21 protein-coding genes are annotated in these 17,750 nt (G+C 44.7%); 16 read left to right on the top strand and 5 right to left on the bottom strand.

What is annotated here, in order from left to right; genetic code table 11:
* Positions 1-108 precede the first annotated feature (108 nt).
* From ACXQIQ_RS09215 to lpdA, 6 genes are all read left to right on the top strand, one after another.
* Positions 109-504 (top strand): thioesterase family protein, encoded by a 396-nt coding sequence (locus ACXQIQ_RS09215; RefSeq protein WP_439299056.1) that lies wholly within the window; start codon positions 109-111, stop codon positions 502-504.
* 78 nt (positions 505-582) lie between these two features.
* Positions 583-1,683: a Glu/Leu/Phe/Val dehydrogenase dimerization domain-containing protein gene (locus tag ACXQIQ_RS09210; protein WP_439299057.1), complete on the top strand. Its 1,101-nt coding sequence runs from the start codon at positions 583-585 to the stop codon at positions 1,681-1,683.
* Between the two features lie 11 nt (positions 1,684-1,694).
* Positions 1,695-2,762, top strand: a complete 1,068-nt coding sequence (pdhA, locus tag ACXQIQ_RS09205) for a pyruvate dehydrogenase (acetyl-transferring) E1 component subunit alpha (protein WP_439299058.1) — start codon at positions 1,695-1,697, stop codon at positions 2,760-2,762.
* Positions 2,763-3,761, top strand: coding sequence for an alpha-ketoacid dehydrogenase subunit beta (locus ACXQIQ_RS09200; protein ID WP_439299059.1), 999 nt, complete (start codon positions 2,763-2,765; stop codon positions 3,759-3,761).
* Between the two features lie 14 nt (positions 3,762-3,775).
* Positions 3,776-5,059, top strand: coding sequence for a dihydrolipoamide acetyltransferase family protein (locus ACXQIQ_RS09195; RefSeq protein WP_439299060.1), 1,284 nt, complete (start codon positions 3,776-3,778; stop codon positions 5,057-5,059).
* Positions 5,060-6,505: a dihydrolipoyl dehydrogenase gene (gene lpdA / locus ACXQIQ_RS09190; protein WP_439299061.1), complete on the top strand. Its 1,446-nt coding sequence runs from the start codon at positions 5,060-5,062 to the stop codon at positions 6,503-6,505. It abuts the gene before it with no gap.
* A gap of 36 nt (positions 6,506-6,541) precedes the next feature.
* On the opposite strand, the gene ACXQIQ_RS09185 is transcribed toward lpdA, so the two are convergent.
* Entirely contained in the window at positions 6,542-7,096 is a 555-nt protein-coding gene (locus ACXQIQ_RS09185; protein WP_439299062.1) for a helix-turn-helix domain-containing protein, read from the bottom strand.
* Between the two features lie 102 nt (positions 7,097-7,198).
* Between ACXQIQ_RS09185 and ACXQIQ_RS09180 the strand changes: the two genes are divergently transcribed.
* From ACXQIQ_RS09180 to ACXQIQ_RS09170, 3 genes are all read left to right on the top strand, one after another.
* Positions 7,199-7,915, top strand: coding sequence for an AzlC family ABC transporter permease (locus ACXQIQ_RS09180; RefSeq protein ID WP_439299063.1), 717 nt, complete (start codon positions 7,199-7,201; stop codon positions 7,913-7,915).
* Positions 7,908-8,216: an AzlD domain-containing protein gene (locus tag ACXQIQ_RS09175; protein ID WP_439299064.1), complete on the top strand. Its 309-nt coding sequence runs from the start codon at positions 7,908-7,910 to the stop codon at positions 8,214-8,216. Before ACXQIQ_RS09180 ends, ACXQIQ_RS09175 begins: the two co-directional genes overlap by 8 nt.
* Positions 8,217-8,469: 253 nt before the next feature.
* The gene (locus ACXQIQ_RS09170) at positions 8,470-9,342 is read left to right on the top strand and encodes a Cof-type HAD-IIB family hydrolase (protein ID WP_439299065.1); all 873 of its coding nucleotides are present in this window, start codon (positions 8,470-8,472) and stop codon (positions 9,340-9,342) included.
* Between the two features lie 235 nt (positions 9,343-9,577).
* Here ACXQIQ_RS09170 and phnE (ACXQIQ_RS09165) read toward each other — a convergent pair whose 3' ends face one another.
* From phnE (ACXQIQ_RS09165) to ACXQIQ_RS09150, 4 genes are all read right to left on the bottom strand, one after another.
* Entirely contained in the window at positions 9,578-10,381 is an 804-nt protein-coding gene (phnE, locus tag ACXQIQ_RS09165; RefSeq protein WP_439299066.1) for a phosphonate ABC transporter, permease protein PhnE, read from the bottom strand.
* Positions 10,381-11,187 carry a phosphonate ABC transporter, permease protein PhnE gene (phnE, locus tag ACXQIQ_RS09160; RefSeq protein WP_439299067.1) on the bottom strand — a complete coding sequence of 269 codons (807 nt, stop codon included), beginning with the start codon at positions 11,185-11,187 and terminating at the stop codon, positions 10,381-10,383. Before phnE (ACXQIQ_RS09160) ends, phnE (ACXQIQ_RS09165) begins: the two co-directional genes overlap by 1 nt.
* Complete coding sequence (phnC, locus tag ACXQIQ_RS09155) at positions 11,171-11,959, bottom strand: phosphonate ABC transporter ATP-binding protein (protein WP_439299068.1); 789 nt, start codon at positions 11,957-11,959, stop codon at positions 11,171-11,173. Before phnC ends, phnE (ACXQIQ_RS09160) begins: the two co-directional genes overlap by 17 nt.
* 158 nt (positions 11,960-12,117) lie before the next feature.
* Positions 12,118-13,032 (bottom strand): phosphate/phosphite/phosphonate ABC transporter substrate-binding protein, encoded by a 915-nt coding sequence (locus ACXQIQ_RS09150; protein ID WP_439299069.1) that lies wholly within the window; start codon positions 13,030-13,032, stop codon positions 12,118-12,120.
* A 215-nt stretch (positions 13,033-13,247) separates the two neighbouring features.
* Between ACXQIQ_RS09150 and ACXQIQ_RS09145 the strand changes: the two genes are divergently transcribed.
* The 7 genes from ACXQIQ_RS09145 (at position 13,248) to ACXQIQ_RS09115 (ending at position 17,696) form a co-directional block, all read left to right on the top strand.
* A complete protein-coding gene (locus tag ACXQIQ_RS09145; RefSeq protein ID WP_439299070.1) occupies positions 13,248-14,090 on the top strand; it encodes an HAD family hydrolase in 843 nt (280 codons plus the stop codon).
* A gap of 172 nt (positions 14,091-14,262) precedes the next feature.
* Complete coding sequence (locus ACXQIQ_RS09140) at positions 14,263-15,081, top strand: ABC transporter ATP-binding protein (RefSeq protein ID WP_439299071.1); 819 nt, start codon at positions 14,263-14,265, stop codon at positions 15,079-15,081.
* The gene (locus tag ACXQIQ_RS09135; RefSeq protein WP_439299072.1) at positions 15,056-15,850 is read left to right on the top strand and encodes an IucA/IucC family C-terminal-domain containing protein; all 795 of its coding nucleotides are present in this window, start codon (positions 15,056-15,058) and stop codon (positions 15,848-15,850) included. Before ACXQIQ_RS09140 ends, ACXQIQ_RS09135 begins: the two co-directional genes overlap by 26 nt.
* Before the next feature lie 104 nt (positions 15,851-15,954).
* On the top strand, positions 15,955-16,398 hold the full coding sequence (locus tag ACXQIQ_RS09130) for a hypothetical protein (RefSeq protein ID WP_439299073.1): 444 nt from the start codon (positions 15,955-15,957) through the stop codon (positions 16,396-16,398).
* 1 nt (position 16,399) lies between these two features.
* The gene (locus tag ACXQIQ_RS09125) at positions 16,400-16,792 is read left to right on the top strand and encodes a DUF4181 domain-containing protein (RefSeq protein WP_439299074.1); all 393 of its coding nucleotides are present in this window, start codon (positions 16,400-16,402) and stop codon (positions 16,790-16,792) included.
* A gap of 26 nt (positions 16,793-16,818) precedes the next feature.
* On the top strand, positions 16,819-17,298 hold the full coding sequence (locus tag ACXQIQ_RS09120) for a hypothetical protein (protein ID WP_439299075.1): 480 nt from the start codon (positions 16,819-16,821) through the stop codon (positions 17,296-17,298).
* A 26-nt stretch (positions 17,299-17,324) separates the two neighbouring features.
* Entirely contained in the window at positions 17,325-17,696 is a 372-nt protein-coding gene (locus ACXQIQ_RS09115) for a VOC family protein (RefSeq protein WP_439299076.1), read from the top strand.
* Positions 17,697-17,750: the final 54 nt, after the last annotated feature.

Genomic DNA, 17,750 nt, shown 5'->3' with positions numbered 1-17,750 from the left:
TATTTAACAAAATGATATTATATCGTTAAATAAACGTCATATATTTTACGGATAATACGCTACAAAATGAGAACGCATTTTTTACACATAAAAGGAGGCGGAGAACGAGTGAAACCAGGCATGGAAGTTGGCCAACAGGCTACGATTACAGCAACGGTCACACCAGAAATGTTCGCTCAATTCGAAGGAAACGTCGTACATCCAGCGTACTCGACGGTTTCGATGGTGTACCATATGGAATGGGCGGCGCGTCAGATCATCCTTCCGTATCTAGAGGATCATGAAGAAGGAATCGGTGGGGGAGTAGCTGCCAAACACCTGAATCCGACACCGGAAGGAAGCGAGATCTCGGTGACTGCAACATTACGCGCTATCAAGGGAAAAGCGGTCATTTGTGACTTGGAGGTCCGCAATCAGAAAGAAGTCATCGGTGAAGGGGAAGTTACACAATATATCCTGCCAAGAGAAATGATCCGCGAAAAAATAGAGGCCATGAAGGCATAAGCCTTTTTAAAAAAGATTTTATGAAAGCGTTTACTCGTTTGAAAGTTTGAAAGATTACTAGTATTGGGGGAAGACAACATGTTTGAACGCATAAGTGAACATGAACAATTGCTATTTTGTAATGATGAACACACGGGGTTGAAGGCGATCATCGCCATACATAATACGACGCTAGGGCCAGCACTCGGTGGCTGCCGGATGCGTCCATATAAGACGACGGATGAGGCGATTGAAGACGTCCTCCGTCTATCAAAAGGGATGACGTACAAATGTGCGGCTGCTGATGTGGACTTCGGCGGCGGTAAAGCCGTCATCATCGGCGATCCGTTGAAAGACCGCACACCGGAAATGTTCCGTGCGTTCGGACAGTTTGTCGACTCTCTCAACGGCCGATTCTACACAGGAACGGACATGGGGACGACGCCGAACGATTTCGTCCACGCATTGAAAGAGACGAATTGCATCGTCGGAGTACCGGAAGAGTATGGCGGAAACGGCGATTCTTCCGTACCGACGGCAGAGGGTGTGCTTTATGGACTGAAAGCGACGAACAACGTGCTCTTCGGTTCTGAAGACTTATCTGGTAAAACCTACTCCATCCAAGGATTAGGCAAAGTCGGTTATAAAGTCGCTGAACAACTTCTTGAAGCAGGCGCAGATATCTATGTGACCGATATCAATGAAAAAGCGATCCGTCAAATCGTCGACCAGGCGGAAGTCCTGAAAGGGAATGTTAAAGTCGTCGAAGGAGATGAGATTTACAGTGTCCCTGCGGATGTGTTCGTCCCGTGTGCTTTAGGCGGCATCATCAACGACGAAACAATCGAGCACCTGAAAGTGAAAGCGGTTGTCGGTTCAGCGAACAACCAGCTTTTAAGAGATGAGCATGGTTCTTTCTTACAGGAAAGAGGCATTCTGTATGCACCGGACTACATCGTTAATGCCGGTGGACTCATCCAAGTAGCAGATGAGCTGTACACACCGAACAAAGCGCGTGTGTTGGCGAAAACGAGAGCGATCTATGACACGCTCATGGAAATCTATCAACAATCGAAGGCAGACTCGATTTCAACTGCAGAAGCAGCGAATCAATTCTGTAACAACCGAATCGAAAGCAGACGAAAGCGTAACAGCTTCTTCAGTCATGATAAGCGACCAAAATGGAACGTACGTAACTAAGGAGGGGTCTTATGGAAACGCAATTTCCGATGAAACAGATCTTAAATGAAGATGGAATCGTTGTGAACGCGGAATATGAAAGCCAAATGACAGAGGAACTGACGAAAGAGCTTTATGTCATGATGCTGAGAGCGCGCATGTTCGACCGTAAAAGCGTCAATCTGCAACGTCAGGGGCGTATCGGGACTTATGTGCCATTTGAAGGACAAGAGGCGGCACAAGTCGGTAGTGCACTCGTCCTTGAAGAAGGTGACTGGATGTTCCCGACGTACCGTGATCACGGTGCAACACTAACGTATGGTCACTCTGCGCGAAACCTGTTCTTATATTGGAAAGGGTATCCGATGGGCTGTGTGCCACCGGAAGGAAAGAACATCTTTCCACCAGCGGTACCGATTGCTTCCCAGCTGCTACATGCGACAGGTACAGCTTGGGCGGAACAGTTGAAAGGAACAGACCGCGGCTCGATTGTCTACTTCGGTGATGGAGCGACTTCTGAAGGGGACTTCCATGAAGGGCTCAATTTTGCAAGCGTATTCAATGCACCGGTCGTCTTCTTCAACCAGAACAACGGATTCGCGATTTCCGTACCGACGGAAAAACAAATGAAATCGAAGACGATTGCGCAAAAAGCGGTCGCGTATGATATTCCTGGTGTACGTCTTGACGGAAACGATATCTTCGTCGTCTATTTTGAAACGAAAGCAGCGATGGAACGCGCTCGTCATGGCGAAGGTCCTACATTGATTGAAGCGGTGACCTACCGTTATGGCGCTCACACGACAGCAGATGATCCGAGCAAATACCGTGATCAGGAAGAAAGCAAGCGCAGACGTGAAACGACGGATCCACTTCTACGCCTTGAGCGTTATCTACAAAACAAAGGCTATTTTGAAGAATCATGGAAAGCACAAGTGGAAGAAGACATCACGAAGGAAATCGAAAAAGCGGTTGAGGATATGGAAGCGTTCGGTCCAGCAGAGCCGAACGACATGTTCACCCATGTTTTCAAGACTCCGACTTGGTCTGTCCAGGATCAGTTTGATGCATTCAAGGCTCGCGTAAAGGAGGAAGTATAGATGAGTACAGCGGTAAAAACTCAGAAACTTACGATGGTACAAGCGATCACAGATGCGATGGCGACAATGATGCGTGAGCACGACGACATCCTCGTCCTCGGTGAAGATGTTGGGAAAAACGGAGGCGTATTCCGTGCGACAGACGGGCTTGAAGCTGAATTCGGTGATAAGCGTGTCATCGATACACCTCTTGCAGAATCCGGCATCATCGGCACGTCAATCGGACTTGCGATGAACGGCTTCCGTCCGATTGCTGAAATGCAATTCCTCGGATTCATCTACCCGGCGTTCAACCAGATCATGACGCACGCTTCCCGTATCCGTTCACGGACGCTTGGACATTTTACCGTGCCAATGGTCATTCGTGCGCCGTTCGGAGCAGGTGTAAGAGCACCGGAAATCCACTCGGACAGTGTAGAGGCACTCTTCACGCATATGCCAGGGATTAAGGTCGTCATTCCGTCCAACGCATATGACGCGAAAGGTCTACTGATTGCGAGTATCGAGGACCCGGATCCGGTTCTATTCCTTGAGCCGATGCGTAACTATCGTTCTCACAAACTAGAAGTACCAGAAGAGAAGTACACAGTCGAAATCGGAAAAGGTGCTCGTCTTCAAGAAGGCGACGACATTACTTTGATCGCCTGGGGCGCAATGGTCGACGTGATCAAAAAAGCTGCCAAGGAAATTGAAGAGGAAGAAGGCATCAAGTGTGACGTGCTCGACCTTCGTACACTTTATCCGATGGACCGTGATCTTATTGCCGAATCGGTACAAAAAACAGGACGCGCAGTCATCGTACATGAAGCACCTGGAACAGGCGGAGTCGGGAACGACGTTGTTTCCCTTATCAACGATACATCTTTCTTATACATGCGTTCACCGATCAAGCGTGTGACAGGCCATGATACGCCAGTACCAATGTGCGCCATCGAAGACGAATATCTACCGAACGCAGACCGCGTCAAGCAAGCGATCATCGAAACCGCTCGTTTTTAAAAAGGAGGAAGAAAATGATTGAAGTAAAGCTCCATGACATTGGCGAAGGAATTACAGAAGGGGAGATTACGCATTTTCACGTTTCTCCTGGCGATGCTGTGAAAATCGACCAACCGCTTGTCGAAGTACAGACGGACAAGGTCACAGCAGAACTTCCGTCTCCTGTCGCTGGTACGGTAAAAGAAATCAAAGCATCCGAAGGGGATGTCGTCACGGTCGGCACGACGATCATCCTCATTGAAAAAGAAGGCAGTGTCCCTTCTGACGATGCACCATCAAACGAACCAAAAGCAGAAGAAAAACCGAAGAGTACGCATTCCGAGGAAATGAAACAAAAGCGCACCAATACGGCAGTACAGACGATGGCACGACTGACACGCCGCGTGTTGGCAGCTCCTTATACGCGAAAAATTGCACGAGACAACAGCGTCGATATCGAACAGGTTGAAGGTACAGGACCTGGTGGTCGTGTGACCGAAGAGGATGTCTACAACTTTATCGACGGAGGCAGCGAGCCGCAAACGCAAGCTGAGCCTGTAGCCGAAGAAACGAGTACCACGCCTGATGCTCAACCGGTCTACAAGTCGATGGAAGCGAAAGAGATTCCGTTCAAAGGCCGTCGTAAACAGATCGCTCAGAAGATGACGCAATCGTTGTATACGATTCCGCACGTCTCTCATTTTGACGAAGTAGACCTTACGAATCTATTAGAATTGAAAAAATCTCTGAAAGCAGCAGATCCAGACGGTTCAAAAGGTATGAACGTATCCCTTGCAGCCTTTTTCGTCAAAGCGATCCAGCTCGCGATGCGCGACTATCCGATCTTCAATGCAAAGCTCGATGAAGAGAACGAAGTCATCCGCTTAGAAGGCGAAGTGAACATGGGGCTCGCAACGGATGCCGATGATGGCTTGATCGTTCCTGTCGTGAAAAACGTGGAACAAAAGTCGATCGCGACAATCAACCGTGAAATGAAAGAGTTGATTCAAAAGGCGAAGACGAACAAGCTGAAGCCATCTGACATGAAAGGTGGAACGTTCACGATCAGTAACGTCGGCCCACTCGGCAGTACGGGTGCGACACCGATCATCAACCATCCTGAAGTCGGCTTGATGGCGTTCCATAAGACGAAGAAGATGCCGGTCGTCATCAATGATGAAATCGTCATTCGTTCAATCATGAACGTGTCGATGACATTCGACCATCGTGTAGCGGATGGTGCAACAGCTGTTGCGTTCACGAATCGTTTTATGCACTATATTGAAAACCCTGCAGCAATGACATTGGAGCTGATATAGATGGTAGTTGGCGAAGTAATCCAAGAGCGTGAGCTGATCATCGTCGGTGGCGGACCTGGTGGTTACAATGCTGCCATCCGTGCCGCTCAGCTCGGAATCGAAGTGACGCTGGTTGAAAAAGGAGAGCTCGGAGGAATCTGCTTAAGCAAAGGCTGTATTCCTTCCAAGCTTTTCGCACATACTGCTGGCAAACTTTCCGATTGGAAGCATATGGAGCAGATCGGAATCGAAGCAGGTGAGCCTACTTTTAACATGGAGCAACACCAAAAGTATATGGCACAAACTGTTTCAGGATTGCAGAAAGGTGTAGAAGCACTCTGCAAAGCGAATAAGATTGAGGTCATCAACGGTTCAGGTTCCTTCATGACAGGAAATCGAATCGGTGTAGAGTCGGGCGACACGTTCGAAATATACAAGTACGAGAAAGCAATCGTTGCGACAGGAGCTTCCGTCTATGTGCCAGAAGGAATCGATCTGAGTGCGGAACGTGTATACTCCGCTCAGAACATCTACTCTCTTGAAGAGGTACCTGAACATCTCGTCATTTATGGTTCTGATTACATTGCATTGGAAGCTGCAACAAGCTTCAATGCATTAGGCGCGAAAGTGACGATCGTACTTGATGAGGAAAGTGACTTTGGTTTTGACGCAGATCTTAACAAAGAGTTGAACCGAGTATTGAAAAAGTCCAAAGTGAAGGTCGTCAAAGACAGCAGTCTGGAATCAGTGGAATCAAATGGAGATCACGTCACACTGCACCTCGTAAAAGGGGAGGAAAAAGTGACGGTGGAAGGTAGTCACCTACTGATTTCCACAGGGTTCAGACCGAACACGAAGGAATTAGGTCTAGATGCACTGAAGGTTGAAACAGATGACAACGGATTCCTCGTTGTGAACGAGTACAGCGAAACGAATGAAACAGGGCTGTATGCAGTTGGGGACGTGACGATCGGACCTGCCCTTGCTGTTAAAGCGATCAAACAAGGAAAAGTGGCAGCTGAACACGCAGCTGGTCAATCCACTGAGCTCAATCTCCGTTACATTCCGACAGTCGTGCACACGTCGACTCCGATCGCATTTGCAGGTTTGACTGAAGAGGAAGCAGTGGCAGAAGGATTTGAAGTAACGACAGGTCAATTCTCGATGTCTGGAAATGGATTTGCGAGCATCACCGGTAAAAAAGAAGGCCTCGTCAAGATCGTCAAAGACAGCAAGACGGATCTTTTGCTCGGAGTGCATATGATTGGCCAAGGAGCCGTTGAAATGATTTCGTCCGGTGTGACCGCATTAGAAATGGCAGCGAGAGAGGAAGATATGCTGTATCCATTCTATCCACACCCAAGTTTCAATGAAGGCTGGTTGGAAGCGCTCGAAAGCATGACCGGAACAGCTATCCACGTACCGCCGAATAAACAACAGAAAAAGGACGCTCAACCCGTAGGATGAGTAAAAGGAGGTCTGACACTTGGTCAGACCTCCTTTTTAAGTGTAATGCACAATCAGGAAGAGCTCGCATGTCTCTTCCGATTGGTTCACATACGTATGCTCGTAATCCGCAGAGAACCGGAATGCATCTCCTGCTTTCAACAGGTGTTCAGCCTCGGCGACCATAACGGTCATTTCCCCGCTATGTAAAAACAGATATTCTTCCACACCATGGATATGAGCGGGACTCGTGTATTCACATCCTGGTTTTAAAGAAACGGAATACACCTCGAAATTCCGCTTCGGTTCAGTCGGAAACAGCGTGTGGACGAGATAGCGTCCATCATCTTCAAGTAACGGTTCAATCTCAGAAATGTTGACCTTCGAAAACTTCGGCTGTTCTTCCTCAACGAATGAAGAAAACGCAACACCGAGTCCGGTCGCAATTTTCCAGAGTGTGCTGACGGTTGGACTGGAAGTACCTCTTTCGATTTGTCCGAGCATCGCTTTGCTCACCTGTGTTATTCTCGATAGTTCATCCAGGCTTAACTTGCGCTCAGCACGGATCGCTTTAATTTTATCACCGATCATTCGATTTACTTCATGTGACATTTATTAAATTCTCCTTGACTAGATATATGCTATAACATACAATACATACAATATATCATACATAACATCATTCACACAAAATTCTGGAAGGCAGGGAAACCTATGAATACCGCTTTGGCACAGCGTTTGACAACATCGTTATTTAAGCAGGGATTCCAGAAGGGGAGCAGTATCGCCATCGGGTATATGCCGGTTGCTTTTACATTCGGTCTATTGGCGAAAAGTTCCGGGCTCAATCTGTTCGAGACGGTCAGCATGAGTGTGTTCGTTTTTGCCGGGGCCGCTCAATACATCTCGCTCACCCTTTTTGCAGCTGGTATCGGCGGTTTTGAAATCATACTGACTACGTTCATCGTCAACATCCGTCACCTGTTGATGAGTGCTTCAATCGGTGAAAAATCGGCCAATGAACCAAAGTGGAAAAAGGCACTGTACAGCTTTTTCATAACCGATGAAACCTTTACCCTCGCGTCTCTGGAGAAAGGGAAGGTTCAATCCGCCTTCATGATCGGGCTTGGGTTGGTCGTCTGGACCAGCTGGGTTTCGTTTTCTGCAATCGGTTATCTGATTGGTGCGGGACTGCCATCCATCCTGCAAGATAGTATGGGCATCGCATTATATGCCTTGTTCATCGGGCTTCTCGTACCAAGCGCACGGAAATCGATGAAAGTCGTCTTGTTAGCTGCAATTGCAGCCTTGTTGAATAGTATTCTAACGTTCACAACAGAAATGTCAACGGGCTGGACGATCATCTTATCGACATCTGTCGCTGCGGTCGTCATTGAACTCGTTTGGAAAGGGGAGAAGGTCGATGAATAGCACGTATATATGGATCATTCTCGGTATGGCGATCGTCACTTATATCCCACGGATGTTACCGCTCGTCGCTTTCCAGACGGATTCAATTCCTCCATTCCTGAGAGGGGTATTGAAGAACGTTCCTTACGCGATTTTAGGGGCATTGATTTTCCCGGGAATCCTGGTCTTCAACGAAAATCTTTGGATGGGGATTGTCGGAGCACTGACTGCGTTTGTTGCAGCTTATTTCGGGGCTAGTCTGATCGTTATCGTCATCTGCTCAGTAGGCGTGTTATGTACGCTCAGCTTGCTGTTCACTTAACAATAACTTAACTTTCCAAACACTGGAGAAGAATGTTATATTGATTTTACTCCCATATTTGAGGTGACTGAGATGGCAACAACAATGAATGCTTTTTTTAATGTAAAAGAAACCATCACCACGTTCATGGGAGCTAAAGGGAATATAAAGCGTTTTCAAAAGAGCTGATTAGAGGCTCTTTTTTTCTTTTTGTTTCCCAGACTGATAAAATGGGAAAAATAGCTAAGAAAACTTCAAAAAAGGACAGGATACTATGAAATTAATCGCAATCGATATGGACGGAACACTTGTCAATAATAATACAACGATCAATGAGGAGAATGTTGAAGCGATCAAAAAAGCGCAGGCGGCGGGCATTCATGTTGTCGTAGCTACTGGACGCTCTTTTGAAGAGGCGGTCAATCCAGTTGAAGAAGCCGGATTGAATCTCCCGATCATCGCGATCAACGGAGCGCAATTTCGAAATAAAGAAGGCGAAATCAAAAACAGCATCACGCTCTCCAAAGAGACGTACTATAAAGTAGATGAGTTGCTGAACCATTACTCCATGTACTATGAGTTATATACGAATAAAGGGACGTACAGCAACGATTTGGAAATGGCAATCGATATCATCGTCGACATCATTAAGAGTGCGAACCCAGAAGTGACGGACTCTCATGCACATAAACTGGCGGACTACCGAGTGAAAAATGGCCGCATTCACTATACTGAAGATTACCATGATATCGTGAAGGATCCTGAGGTGGAAATCTACAAACTGTTGAGCTTCTCACGGAATGAGAAGAATCGAACAGATGCGATGAATGATTTCCTTACATTCAATGATTTAGCGGTGAGCCGTTCTGCAGAAGCGAATATTGAGATTACACACCGTGATGCACAGAAAGGGATCGCAGTGAAAAACTATGCAGATGAACTCGGCATTCCGATGAAAGAGGTCATGGCGATAGGTGATAATTACAACGATGTTTCCATGTTCGAGCTCGCTGGTATCAGTGTGGCGATGGGGAACGCGGAGGAAGACATCAAGCGGCTTTGTTCCTTTACGACGAAAACGAATGATGAAAGCGGCGTAGCTCATGCCATTCATACGTTCATGCGAAAAATTGAAGTGAGTAAATGATATAGGGGACTGACCTTTTCGTGTAGAGGTCAGTCTTTCTTTTGATACAGAAGAAGAGAATTGATGTAATAATGCAGTAGAATGAACAGAATATGTTCTGGAATGACCAGAAAAAGCTTCGAAATGACCAGAAAACCTACAAGGATGAACAGAAAACCTACAAGGGTGACCAGAAAACAACAAAAAAGAGCCGAACCAAAGCTTCATATGCTTTTGGTTCAGGCTCCTTTCGACTTTATACGATTCTTTTTCGGATTGCGGTACTAATATAGTCGATGATGCTTACGAATATGATGATGACGAGCAAGATCATACCGACTTCATCCCAGTTACGGTTACGGGATGAAATGACGAGAAGCGTACCGATACCACCGGCGCCGATGATTCCAAGAATGGAGGAAGCACGGACATCGATTTCGAATCGATAAATCGCATAAGACAAGAATTCAGGAATGACCTGCGGCATGATGCCGTAGAAGAAAATCTGGATCTTGTTTGCCCCGTTGGCTTCCATCGCTTCAACGACATGCATATCAATCGACTCGATGACTTCAGAGTACAATTTCCCGAGCATTCCGACCGAGTGGATTGCAATCGCAAGGACACCGGCAAAAGCACCTGGTCCGATCGCAACGACGAAAATCAATGCAAGCAAGATTTCCGGGAACGTCCGGTCAGCATTCAAAATCCATTTTCCCATCGTATTCAGGAATGGATTACGGTTGATGTTCGATGCTGCAAAAAATCCGAATGGAACGGCTAGGATCGCTGCCATAAATGAGCCTGTGAAAGCGATGAACAACGTTTCCATCATGTAGTTCAGCACTTTTTCCGCAAATGTGAAGTCTGGATTGAACAGCTTCGGTATGACACGGTCAAAGTTCGCGATTGTCCGCTCACTGAAAATACGACCCCACGGGATTTCAATCGTAGCGAATGCCCAGATATACAAAGCGAGCAAACCGATACCAATCCCGATGTTACGAACCAGTTTAGTAGGACTTTTCTGTGGTTTAGGAGGTACTGTGATGTTGTTCATTAGACAAGTCGCCCCCTTAACTTGTTACTGATATAGTCGATGATGACAACGACTACGAACGTTATGACGATGATCGTACTGACATTCTGATAGCTCAGGAAGTTGATTTGCTGGCGGAGGATCAAACCTATTCCACCTGCACCGACGAACCCGAGGACGACAGAAGCCCGTACGTTGATTTCAAACACATAAAGCGTGAACGATACGAACTGAGGCAACACTTGAGGTACGACAGCATACCAAATCACCTGTAGGGTGTTACCACCAGATGCCCGAATCGCTTCCAAAGGATTCATATCGATTGATTCAATCGTTTCACTGATCAACTTCGCAAGGATTCCGAGTGAAAAGATGATCAATGCGAGAATCCCTGAAAATACCCCGATTCCGAACAAACCAACGAACACAACCGCCAGAATGAGTTCTGGAATCGTACGCATGATGTTCAAGAACATCTTCGTAAAGTTGTACAAAAACTTATTATGGACAATGTTGTTAGCAGCCAAAAGACTGAACGGTATACATAAAATACCAGCGATTGTCGTTGCAATCAGTGCCATTTTCACAGTTTCCATCAGCTTATCCCATACGACACCTGTATAGGCCCAGTTAGGAGGGAAGAGCTGAACGACCATGACCCAAACATTTTCAAAGAACTCAGCGTTGAAACGGAGTACTGAAGAATTGGTCATGACAGAACTGAAGATATAAAGTCCGAGTACGACGAGCATGATCAGATTCATCCGAAGTTTCGCTTTACCGGAAACAAGGCCGGAAGGAACGTTTGTATTAAGGGGTTTGCTCATTGTCGTCCTTCCCCCCTCGAATATCATCCTCTTTAATCGGTCGGCCGTAAATTTCTTCGAATGTTTGCTCATTCACTTCGCTCGCTGGACCATCAAATACGATTTCTCCAGAGCGCATACCGATGATGCGATCCGCATATTCCATCGCCATATCAATGAAGTGCAAGTTGACAATAGTCGTGATGTTATCTTCACGGTTGATTTTCTTCAAGTATTTCATGACCTGGTGAGAGGTTGGAGGGTCAAGACTCGCTACAGGCTCATCCGCCAATACGACAGACGGTTGCTGAGTCAATACGCGTGCGATCGATACCCTTTGCTGTTGTCCGCCACTCAATTGATCTGCACGAGAATAGAGCTTTTCTTCAATATTGACACGCTTCAAGCTTTCATAAGCCAAAGCCATATCTTCTTTCTTGTAGAGGTTCAGGATACTTCTCAACGTACCTGTATGCCCTAAGCGACCTGAAATGACGTTCTTCATGACGGTCGAACGTTTGACGAGATTATAGTTTTGGAAGATCATACCGACTTTTGTACGAAGTTTCCGTAGATCATTTCCTTTATACTTCAGTATGTTTTCATCCTCAACAAGCAATTCACCATGTGTCGGTGTTACCATACGGTTGATGCTACGAATGAACGTGGATTTACCTGCACCGGACAAGCCGACGATGACGACAAATTCACCTTCATTGATCTTGACATTCACATCTTTCAAACCTTGGGTGCCATTTGGATATACGAGTGATAAATCTTTGAATTCGATCATACTTACTCCCCTAACAAAAATGAATATTTAGTAGTTACAGAGGTGCAATTTCTCTACTTTTGAAATAGTTTTAAATTGCATTTTTGTAGAAAAAAAGGGAGAAGGCTAGCTTCCCCCAGGTCTTCAATCATCATAAATCTTCAATTCTATTAATTCTATTAATCAAGTGAAATTGAATCTTTGAACTTCTCATAAGTGTCACGAACAACGTCGTATTCGCTGTCGTCTGCTTCAATGATCGCATCCCAGCTGTATACTTCGTTCATGACTTTGATCATTTCTTCGTCTTCATTGAATGATAGGAATGTTTCTTTGACTTTCTTTTGCATGTCGTCAGAAAGGTCTTTTGATACGGAAATGGTGTCGTTTGGAATTTCAGCAGTATATTCTACTACTTTCAGCTTTTCCATTACGTCTGGATAGTCTTCTTCAATCGTAGAGCGTGCATCGTCAAATGTTGTAGCAACATCTGCATCCCCTTCGTAAACAGCGATCAACGCGTTGTCATGTCCACCTGCTTCAATCGTGTTGCTGAAGAAACCAGATTGAACATCTTCTACATTGAACTTATCCATGATTTGAGCTGCTGGGAACAAGAACCCACTAGTAGATGTCAGGTCAGGAATCGCCCAAGCTTTTCCTTCCATGTCTTCAAGCGTTTCAATGTCAGAGTCTGCACGGACAACATATTGTGCTTTGTAAGTTCCGCTGCCATAACGCTCAGACTTCAAAATTACTTCTACACCGTGCTTTTCATTTGCAAGAACGTAACCGAAAGCAGGTAGGAAACCGATTTGTACCTGATTGCTTCCCATTGCTTCAACAAGTGCTGAATAGCTCGTCATGACCTGTCCTTCAACTTCAACGCCGAGCTCCTCGCTCAACTTGTCTGCAAGTGGCTTGACCGTGTCAGCAATTTCATCAGAGTCTTGAGATGGTACGAATCCCATCACGAGCTTTTCTGGATCGCCTCCGTCTTTTGAATCACCAGAACCAGAGTCACTGCTTGTACCGCATGCAGTCAACCCGACTACGAGAAGAGCCGCAAACAAAAGTGCAAAAACCTTTTTCATTCCTATTTCCCCCCAAAAAGTTTAGAAAATTTAAAAACAACAACTATATTATCCTATAATTCTACAAACTTTTCCATACTCATTTACAAATTCTTTATTATATTTACATATTATTAAATAATTGTGTCATACTGTTTCTTCTTTGCCTTCCGAAAAAAGAACCCTTATAATGACTAAGAATATAATTTAATCAAAATAGATCAGTGGGGGATGTAATGATGAAACGGTACTACCCGGATTGTAAATTGATCATTTTCGACTTGGACGGGACTTTATATGAAGATACCGATCACTTCGATCACTATGCTTCTCTTCTACAAGAAAGAGTCGCTCCTGAACATCAAGAAGATTTCATGGACGATTATGTAGCAATGAAGAGAGGAGAACATACTGTCAGCATCGGAAAGGCATATGACGCTGTCAACGACTCTGTTCTAACACTCGATCCCCTGACTTTGAAGGTGACACATGTACAGGATTGGGACGGAACAGAATGGGATAAAGAGCGCATTGAACATACATACTCCGGTGACCTCTCATTCGATTTTGAAAAAATCATTGCCATAGGAGATGGATGGTGGCTTCCATATTCCTCTGCAAGACATCACGGTGTTTCCATTGAAGAAACATATGAATGTTATTCCCGAACGAAGGAATTCATGGTGACCGATGCGTTTCAACTGACGAAGACTCCTGGTTTGAAGGAAGGACTTTTGAAGTTAAAAGAAGAGGCAGAGGTCGTTCTCGTCACCAATAGTGAAGAAGACGATGTGCAGCGTCTTCTAGAGGAGTTGGGCCTCAAAGACATCTTCCCAGAAATCATTCCGCTTGCACAAAAGCCGGTGCAAACGAAAAAAATCTTCCTTGAATTGATGGAGAAGTATGGAGTGAAGCCAGAAGAAACCGTCTCAATCGGAGATAATCTGATCAATGAAATTGCACCTGCTCTCCTATTGGGAATGCGGACCATGTACATCCAACCAACAGGCATCGAGCTCGAGCATGACAACCTGAAAGTCGTAACCGGACTAGAAGAAGTATTCAAAGAAAATCTATGAAACTGAAAGTACTGGTCCATTAAGGGTCAGTGCTTTTTTTATGTAAAAAGGGTGAATATTATTGATAAAATGGTGATAATGATTCTCAAATTCATTGACAGTGATTCTCATTTGAAATAAACTTAAAGGAGCGAATAATGCCGGTACCCGGTACGATAAAGGGGAGAAAAACATGTTTTCTCTTGAAACGAAAAAGCTCACATTAGCTTATCAAGATACACCGATTATCGAGGATCTGAATTTTAAAATACCTAAAGGTAAAATCACCGTCCTGATCGGAAGCAACGGTTCTGGTAAGTCAACATTGTTGAAAGCGCTTGCCCGGCTGTTGAAACCGAAATCAGGCAACATCATCATAAATGGTAAGGACATCCATCAATCTTCCACGAAAAAAGTGGCAAGACAACTCGCCATTCTTCCACAGTCACCTGTCACACCAGAAGGATTGACGGTCATCCAATTGGTGAAACAAGGACGATATCCTTATCAAAGCTGGTTGCAACAGTGGTCCAAGAAAGATGAAGAAGCTGTGCGTTCTGCTTTAGAGGCGACTCATCTTATTGAGCTGCAAGATCGTCCTGTAGACTCCTTATCTGGAGGACAGCGTCAACGTGCTTGGATTGCCATGTCTCTGGCACAAAATACGGAGACGATTCTTTTGGATGAGCCGACAACGTATTTGGATTTAGCGCATCAAATTGAAGTGCTCGATCTTTTGTACGATTTGAACCAAAATGAACAACGTACGATTGTCATGGTTCTTCATGACTTGAATCTCGCATGCCGCTATGCAGACAATATCGTCGCTGTCCATGACAAAGGGATTTATGCGGAAGGTGCGCCAGAACAAATTGTAACACCGCAAATGGTGCAGGATGTATTCGGGCTGCAGGCTCAAATCACATACGACCCGATGTTTGGTACTCCATTGTGCATACCTTGCGGGAAGGGTAGGATGTTGAACCATGATCTCAGACGTGCTAATGCCTAATCAAATTCAATTTTTACAGGAAAATTATCGTTTGGCGACGCTGAAATCTTCCGATCAAACGGTTCTTCCATCGGAAGATTTGATGCATGCTTGCGGTGTAGAGCACTTCATCAATCGTCAATTGACACCATTGTTGAATGCACCGAACGGAATGGTGAGCGCATCTCAATTTTCCAAACGATATGCATTTCTCGTGACAGCACCCTTTTTCGCAAGTCTGACGTTGTTCAATCAAATTTTGAATGTCGGACCAAAAAATACAAGTGTACAGCCTGATCCTGAAAAAGGGTTCTTTTTGCCACGGTTAGCCCTGAAGGACGAGGGGACGACTGAAGCAGGATTGGATCGGAAAGAAGCGGTACATAGAGCGCTTGAGATGATGTTCAAAAATCACCTGAAGCCTGTATGGGAGACATTGAATAAAGTAACATGTGTACCTATGCCCGTCTTATGGGAGAATACCGCGACCTACTTTTACTGGTTGTATGAGACGAATTTCTACAGTCACGAACTTGGACTTCCAGCGAACAAAATTGAAGAAGACTTCCAACTGATCCTGGACGCCCCGGGTGAATGTTTCGGGGAAACCGATAATCCATTGAAAAAGTTCCATTATGACAAACAACAGCTGGTGAAGAACGATCCGCCGATTCGGGTTCGGAAAACATGTTGTTTCTACTATGAAGTGAATGAAGAACGGAATTTCTGTAAAACGTGTCCGAAATGCCTTACCGGATTTACAGACCAACCATCAGACGAAAGCAAGTGACCTCATCCCGGAGTCACTTGCTTTTTTTACGCGATACTTTTTTGAAAAGGAAGGGATATGTCCGGTTTCTATGGAAATTAGGTTACTAGGAAGAGGATGATTACATGTCTAAATCCAAGAAAGAGTTCCTCTGGTTACTTTACTACCTTTTGCTATTAATTGGTTCCATAGAAATCTACACATACTTGAATCATTTAATGGATGAGGCGGCGAACAACTTCAACACCCGACCTGTACTCTTTTATATGATGATGACTGCTTTTGTAATCGGGATCTATCTAGGGATACCTCATATTTGGAAGCAGTTCAAGAAAGAAGGCAGTTGGAGTTTGAATGTACACAAGATCCTTTTTGTATGTTTACCTTTGGTCATTCTGATCGCAGGTTCATACGGCTTTTTCCTGAGTTATACGTTGTATGACATTGTAAGACCTTTGACAGATATTTTTATCAAAGAACATTTTGAGTTCGGTCTTATTGTTACGGCTATATTCGGGTTCAATCTAGCAAAGTGTTTATACAAGAAAACAGAGAGATTAGGAGATTGATGTGGAAACTTCAACGATTGTCCTATTAGTGCTCGTATTCGCAATCTATATTTTGATGAGCGAGTATTATTTTAAAAGATATTTAGGGATCAAATTAGAAGGTCGATGGATGTTTTCGGATGAGAGAAACAAACTGGCTGTATGGATTGATGGTCTCATCCTCATTCTGTTCATTGGTAGTATGTGGCATCTTAATACGGGGGCGAACTCGCACTTGATCTCTCCAGTGATCCGGATGAGTCCGATGTTTGGACTGTTTTTTCTACAGAATCTGAATCAAGGCATTGAAGAACGTCTAACGAGGCGTGATGAGAAGAGGTATTATCATAACTGGCTCGCATCCTTTGTCATGCTGGTCACATTTATCATCTTTTTTGTAGGGGAATATGAGTGACCGGTGATGAGGGAGGTAGAGTGAGAGTGGATGACGTTTGGATAAGATTGAGGTCCGTGGAAGGATGGTTGTTGGGAGGTATTTATGGAAATAGGCTTGATACTTTTCAAAAATCTAATGAGACACATTTGTATTGCGTCGAACCTCTTTTACAGTTTAGAAAACCGAATTCATCAGAAGTTCAATACTGGAAACTTGAGTGGGAAGAGGACACGTTAGGTGATCACATTTTGAAATGTACGGAGCAATATACACCCCATCCTCTAAATTATGAAAAGATTAACCGTCCTTACCAAAAACATGATGTAATAGCTTCTACATATTGGTGTGAACCAGATAAAGTAGAAAAAGTGAGCGGGCATGGCTTCAGGAATGAGGGTAGCGAATATTTAACCGCACTTGTGTTAAAACTCGGAGCTCAATCCATTACTATCTTGGCAAGTCCAGTCATTGAGGTAAGGATTACAAACACTGTTCCTTCCCAAATAGGGAGCCAACTATTTTAGTTTAATTAATTTAAGGAGGAAATGATATGAAACTAGGTGCTTTTTCTGTAAGTTTAAATGTAAAGGACATTCACAAATCGAAAGCGTTTTATGAGAAACTTGGCTTTGAAGCGTTTGGAGGAGATCTCGATCAGAACTGGCTTATCATGAAAAATGAAAGCTGTGTAATTGGGCTTTTCCAGGGTATGTTTGAAAAGAACATTTTAACGTTCAACCCTGGATGGAATGAGAATGCAGAGAATCTGGATTCTTTCACAGATGTTCGAGATCTTCAAAAACAGTTGAAAGAGCAAGGGATTGAAATCCTTTCAGGTGCAGATGAAACGACTGAAGGACCAGCAAGCTTCACGATAGAAGATCCAGATGGAAATCCTATTCTCGTCGATCAGCACAGATAAGGTAGTAGATGAAAAATTATTTGTATTTAATCCTGGGAATCTTGTTTATGGTGA

Source organism: Pseudalkalibacillus sp. Hm43, from assembly GCF_054170705.1.
This window is presented reverse-complemented; position numbering and strand designations above follow the sequence as displayed.

What these genes read in the sequence shown, in the direction of transcription:
- ACXQIQ_RS09210 (WP_439299057.1), top strand. Translation starts at nt 583, where the DNA reads ATGTTTGAACGCATAAGTGAACATGAACAATTGCTATTTTGTAATGAT.
- pdhA (WP_439299058.1), top strand. Translation starts at nt 1,695, where the DNA reads ATGGAAACGCAATTTCCGATGAAACAGATCTTAAATGAAGATGGAATC.
- ACXQIQ_RS09200 (WP_439299059.1), top strand. Translation starts at nt 2,763, where the DNA reads ATGAGTACAGCGGTAAAAACTCAGAAACTTACGATGGTACAAGCGATC.
- ACXQIQ_RS09195 (WP_439299060.1), top strand. Translation starts at nt 3,776, where the DNA reads ATGATTGAAGTAAAGCTCCATGACATTGGCGAAGGAATTACAGAAGGG.
- lpdA (WP_439299061.1), top strand. Translation starts at nt 5,060, where the DNA reads ATGGTAGTTGGCGAAGTAATCCAAGAGCGTGAGCTGATCATCGTCGGT.
- ACXQIQ_RS09185 (WP_439299062.1), bottom strand. Translation starts at nt 7,096, where the DNA reads ATGTCACATGAAGTAAATCGAATGATCGGTGATAAAATTAAAGCGATC.
- ACXQIQ_RS09180 (WP_439299063.1), top strand. Translation starts at nt 7,199, where the DNA reads ATGAATACCGCTTTGGCACAGCGTTTGACAACATCGTTATTTAAGCAG.
- ACXQIQ_RS09175 (WP_439299064.1), top strand. Translation starts at nt 7,908, where the DNA reads ATGAATAGCACGTATATATGGATCATTCTCGGTATGGCGATCGTCACT.
- ACXQIQ_RS09170 (WP_439299065.1), top strand. Translation starts at nt 8,470, where the DNA reads ATGAAATTAATCGCAATCGATATGGACGGAACACTTGTCAATAATAAT.
- phnE (WP_439299066.1), bottom strand. Translation starts at nt 10,381, where the DNA reads ATGAACAACATCACAGTACCTCCTAAACCACAGAAAAGTCCTACTAAA.
- phnE (WP_439299067.1), bottom strand. Translation starts at nt 11,187, where the DNA reads ATGAGCAAACCCCTTAATACAAACGTTCCTTCCGGCCTTGTTTCCGGT.
- phnC (WP_439299068.1), bottom strand. Translation starts at nt 11,959, where the DNA reads ATGATCGAATTCAAAGATTTATCACTCGTATATCCAAATGGCACCCAA.
- ACXQIQ_RS09150 (WP_439299069.1), bottom strand. Translation starts at nt 13,032, where the DNA reads ATGAAAAAGGTTTTTGCACTTTTGTTTGCGGCTCTTCTCGTAGTCGGG.
- ACXQIQ_RS09145 (WP_439299070.1), top strand. Translation starts at nt 13,248, where the DNA reads ATGATGAAACGGTACTACCCGGATTGTAAATTGATCATTTTCGACTTG.
- ACXQIQ_RS09140 (WP_439299071.1), top strand. Translation starts at nt 14,263, where the DNA reads ATGTTTTCTCTTGAAACGAAAAAGCTCACATTAGCTTATCAAGATACA.
- ACXQIQ_RS09135 (WP_439299072.1), top strand. Translation starts at nt 15,056, where the DNA reads ATGATCTCAGACGTGCTAATGCCTAATCAAATTCAATTTTTACAGGAA.
- ACXQIQ_RS09130 (WP_439299073.1), top strand. Translation starts at nt 15,955, where the DNA reads ATGTCTAAATCCAAGAAAGAGTTCCTCTGGTTACTTTACTACCTTTTG.
- ACXQIQ_RS09115 (WP_439299076.1), top strand. Translation starts at nt 17,325, where the DNA reads ATGAAACTAGGTGCTTTTTCTGTAAGTTTAAATGTAAAGGACATTCAC.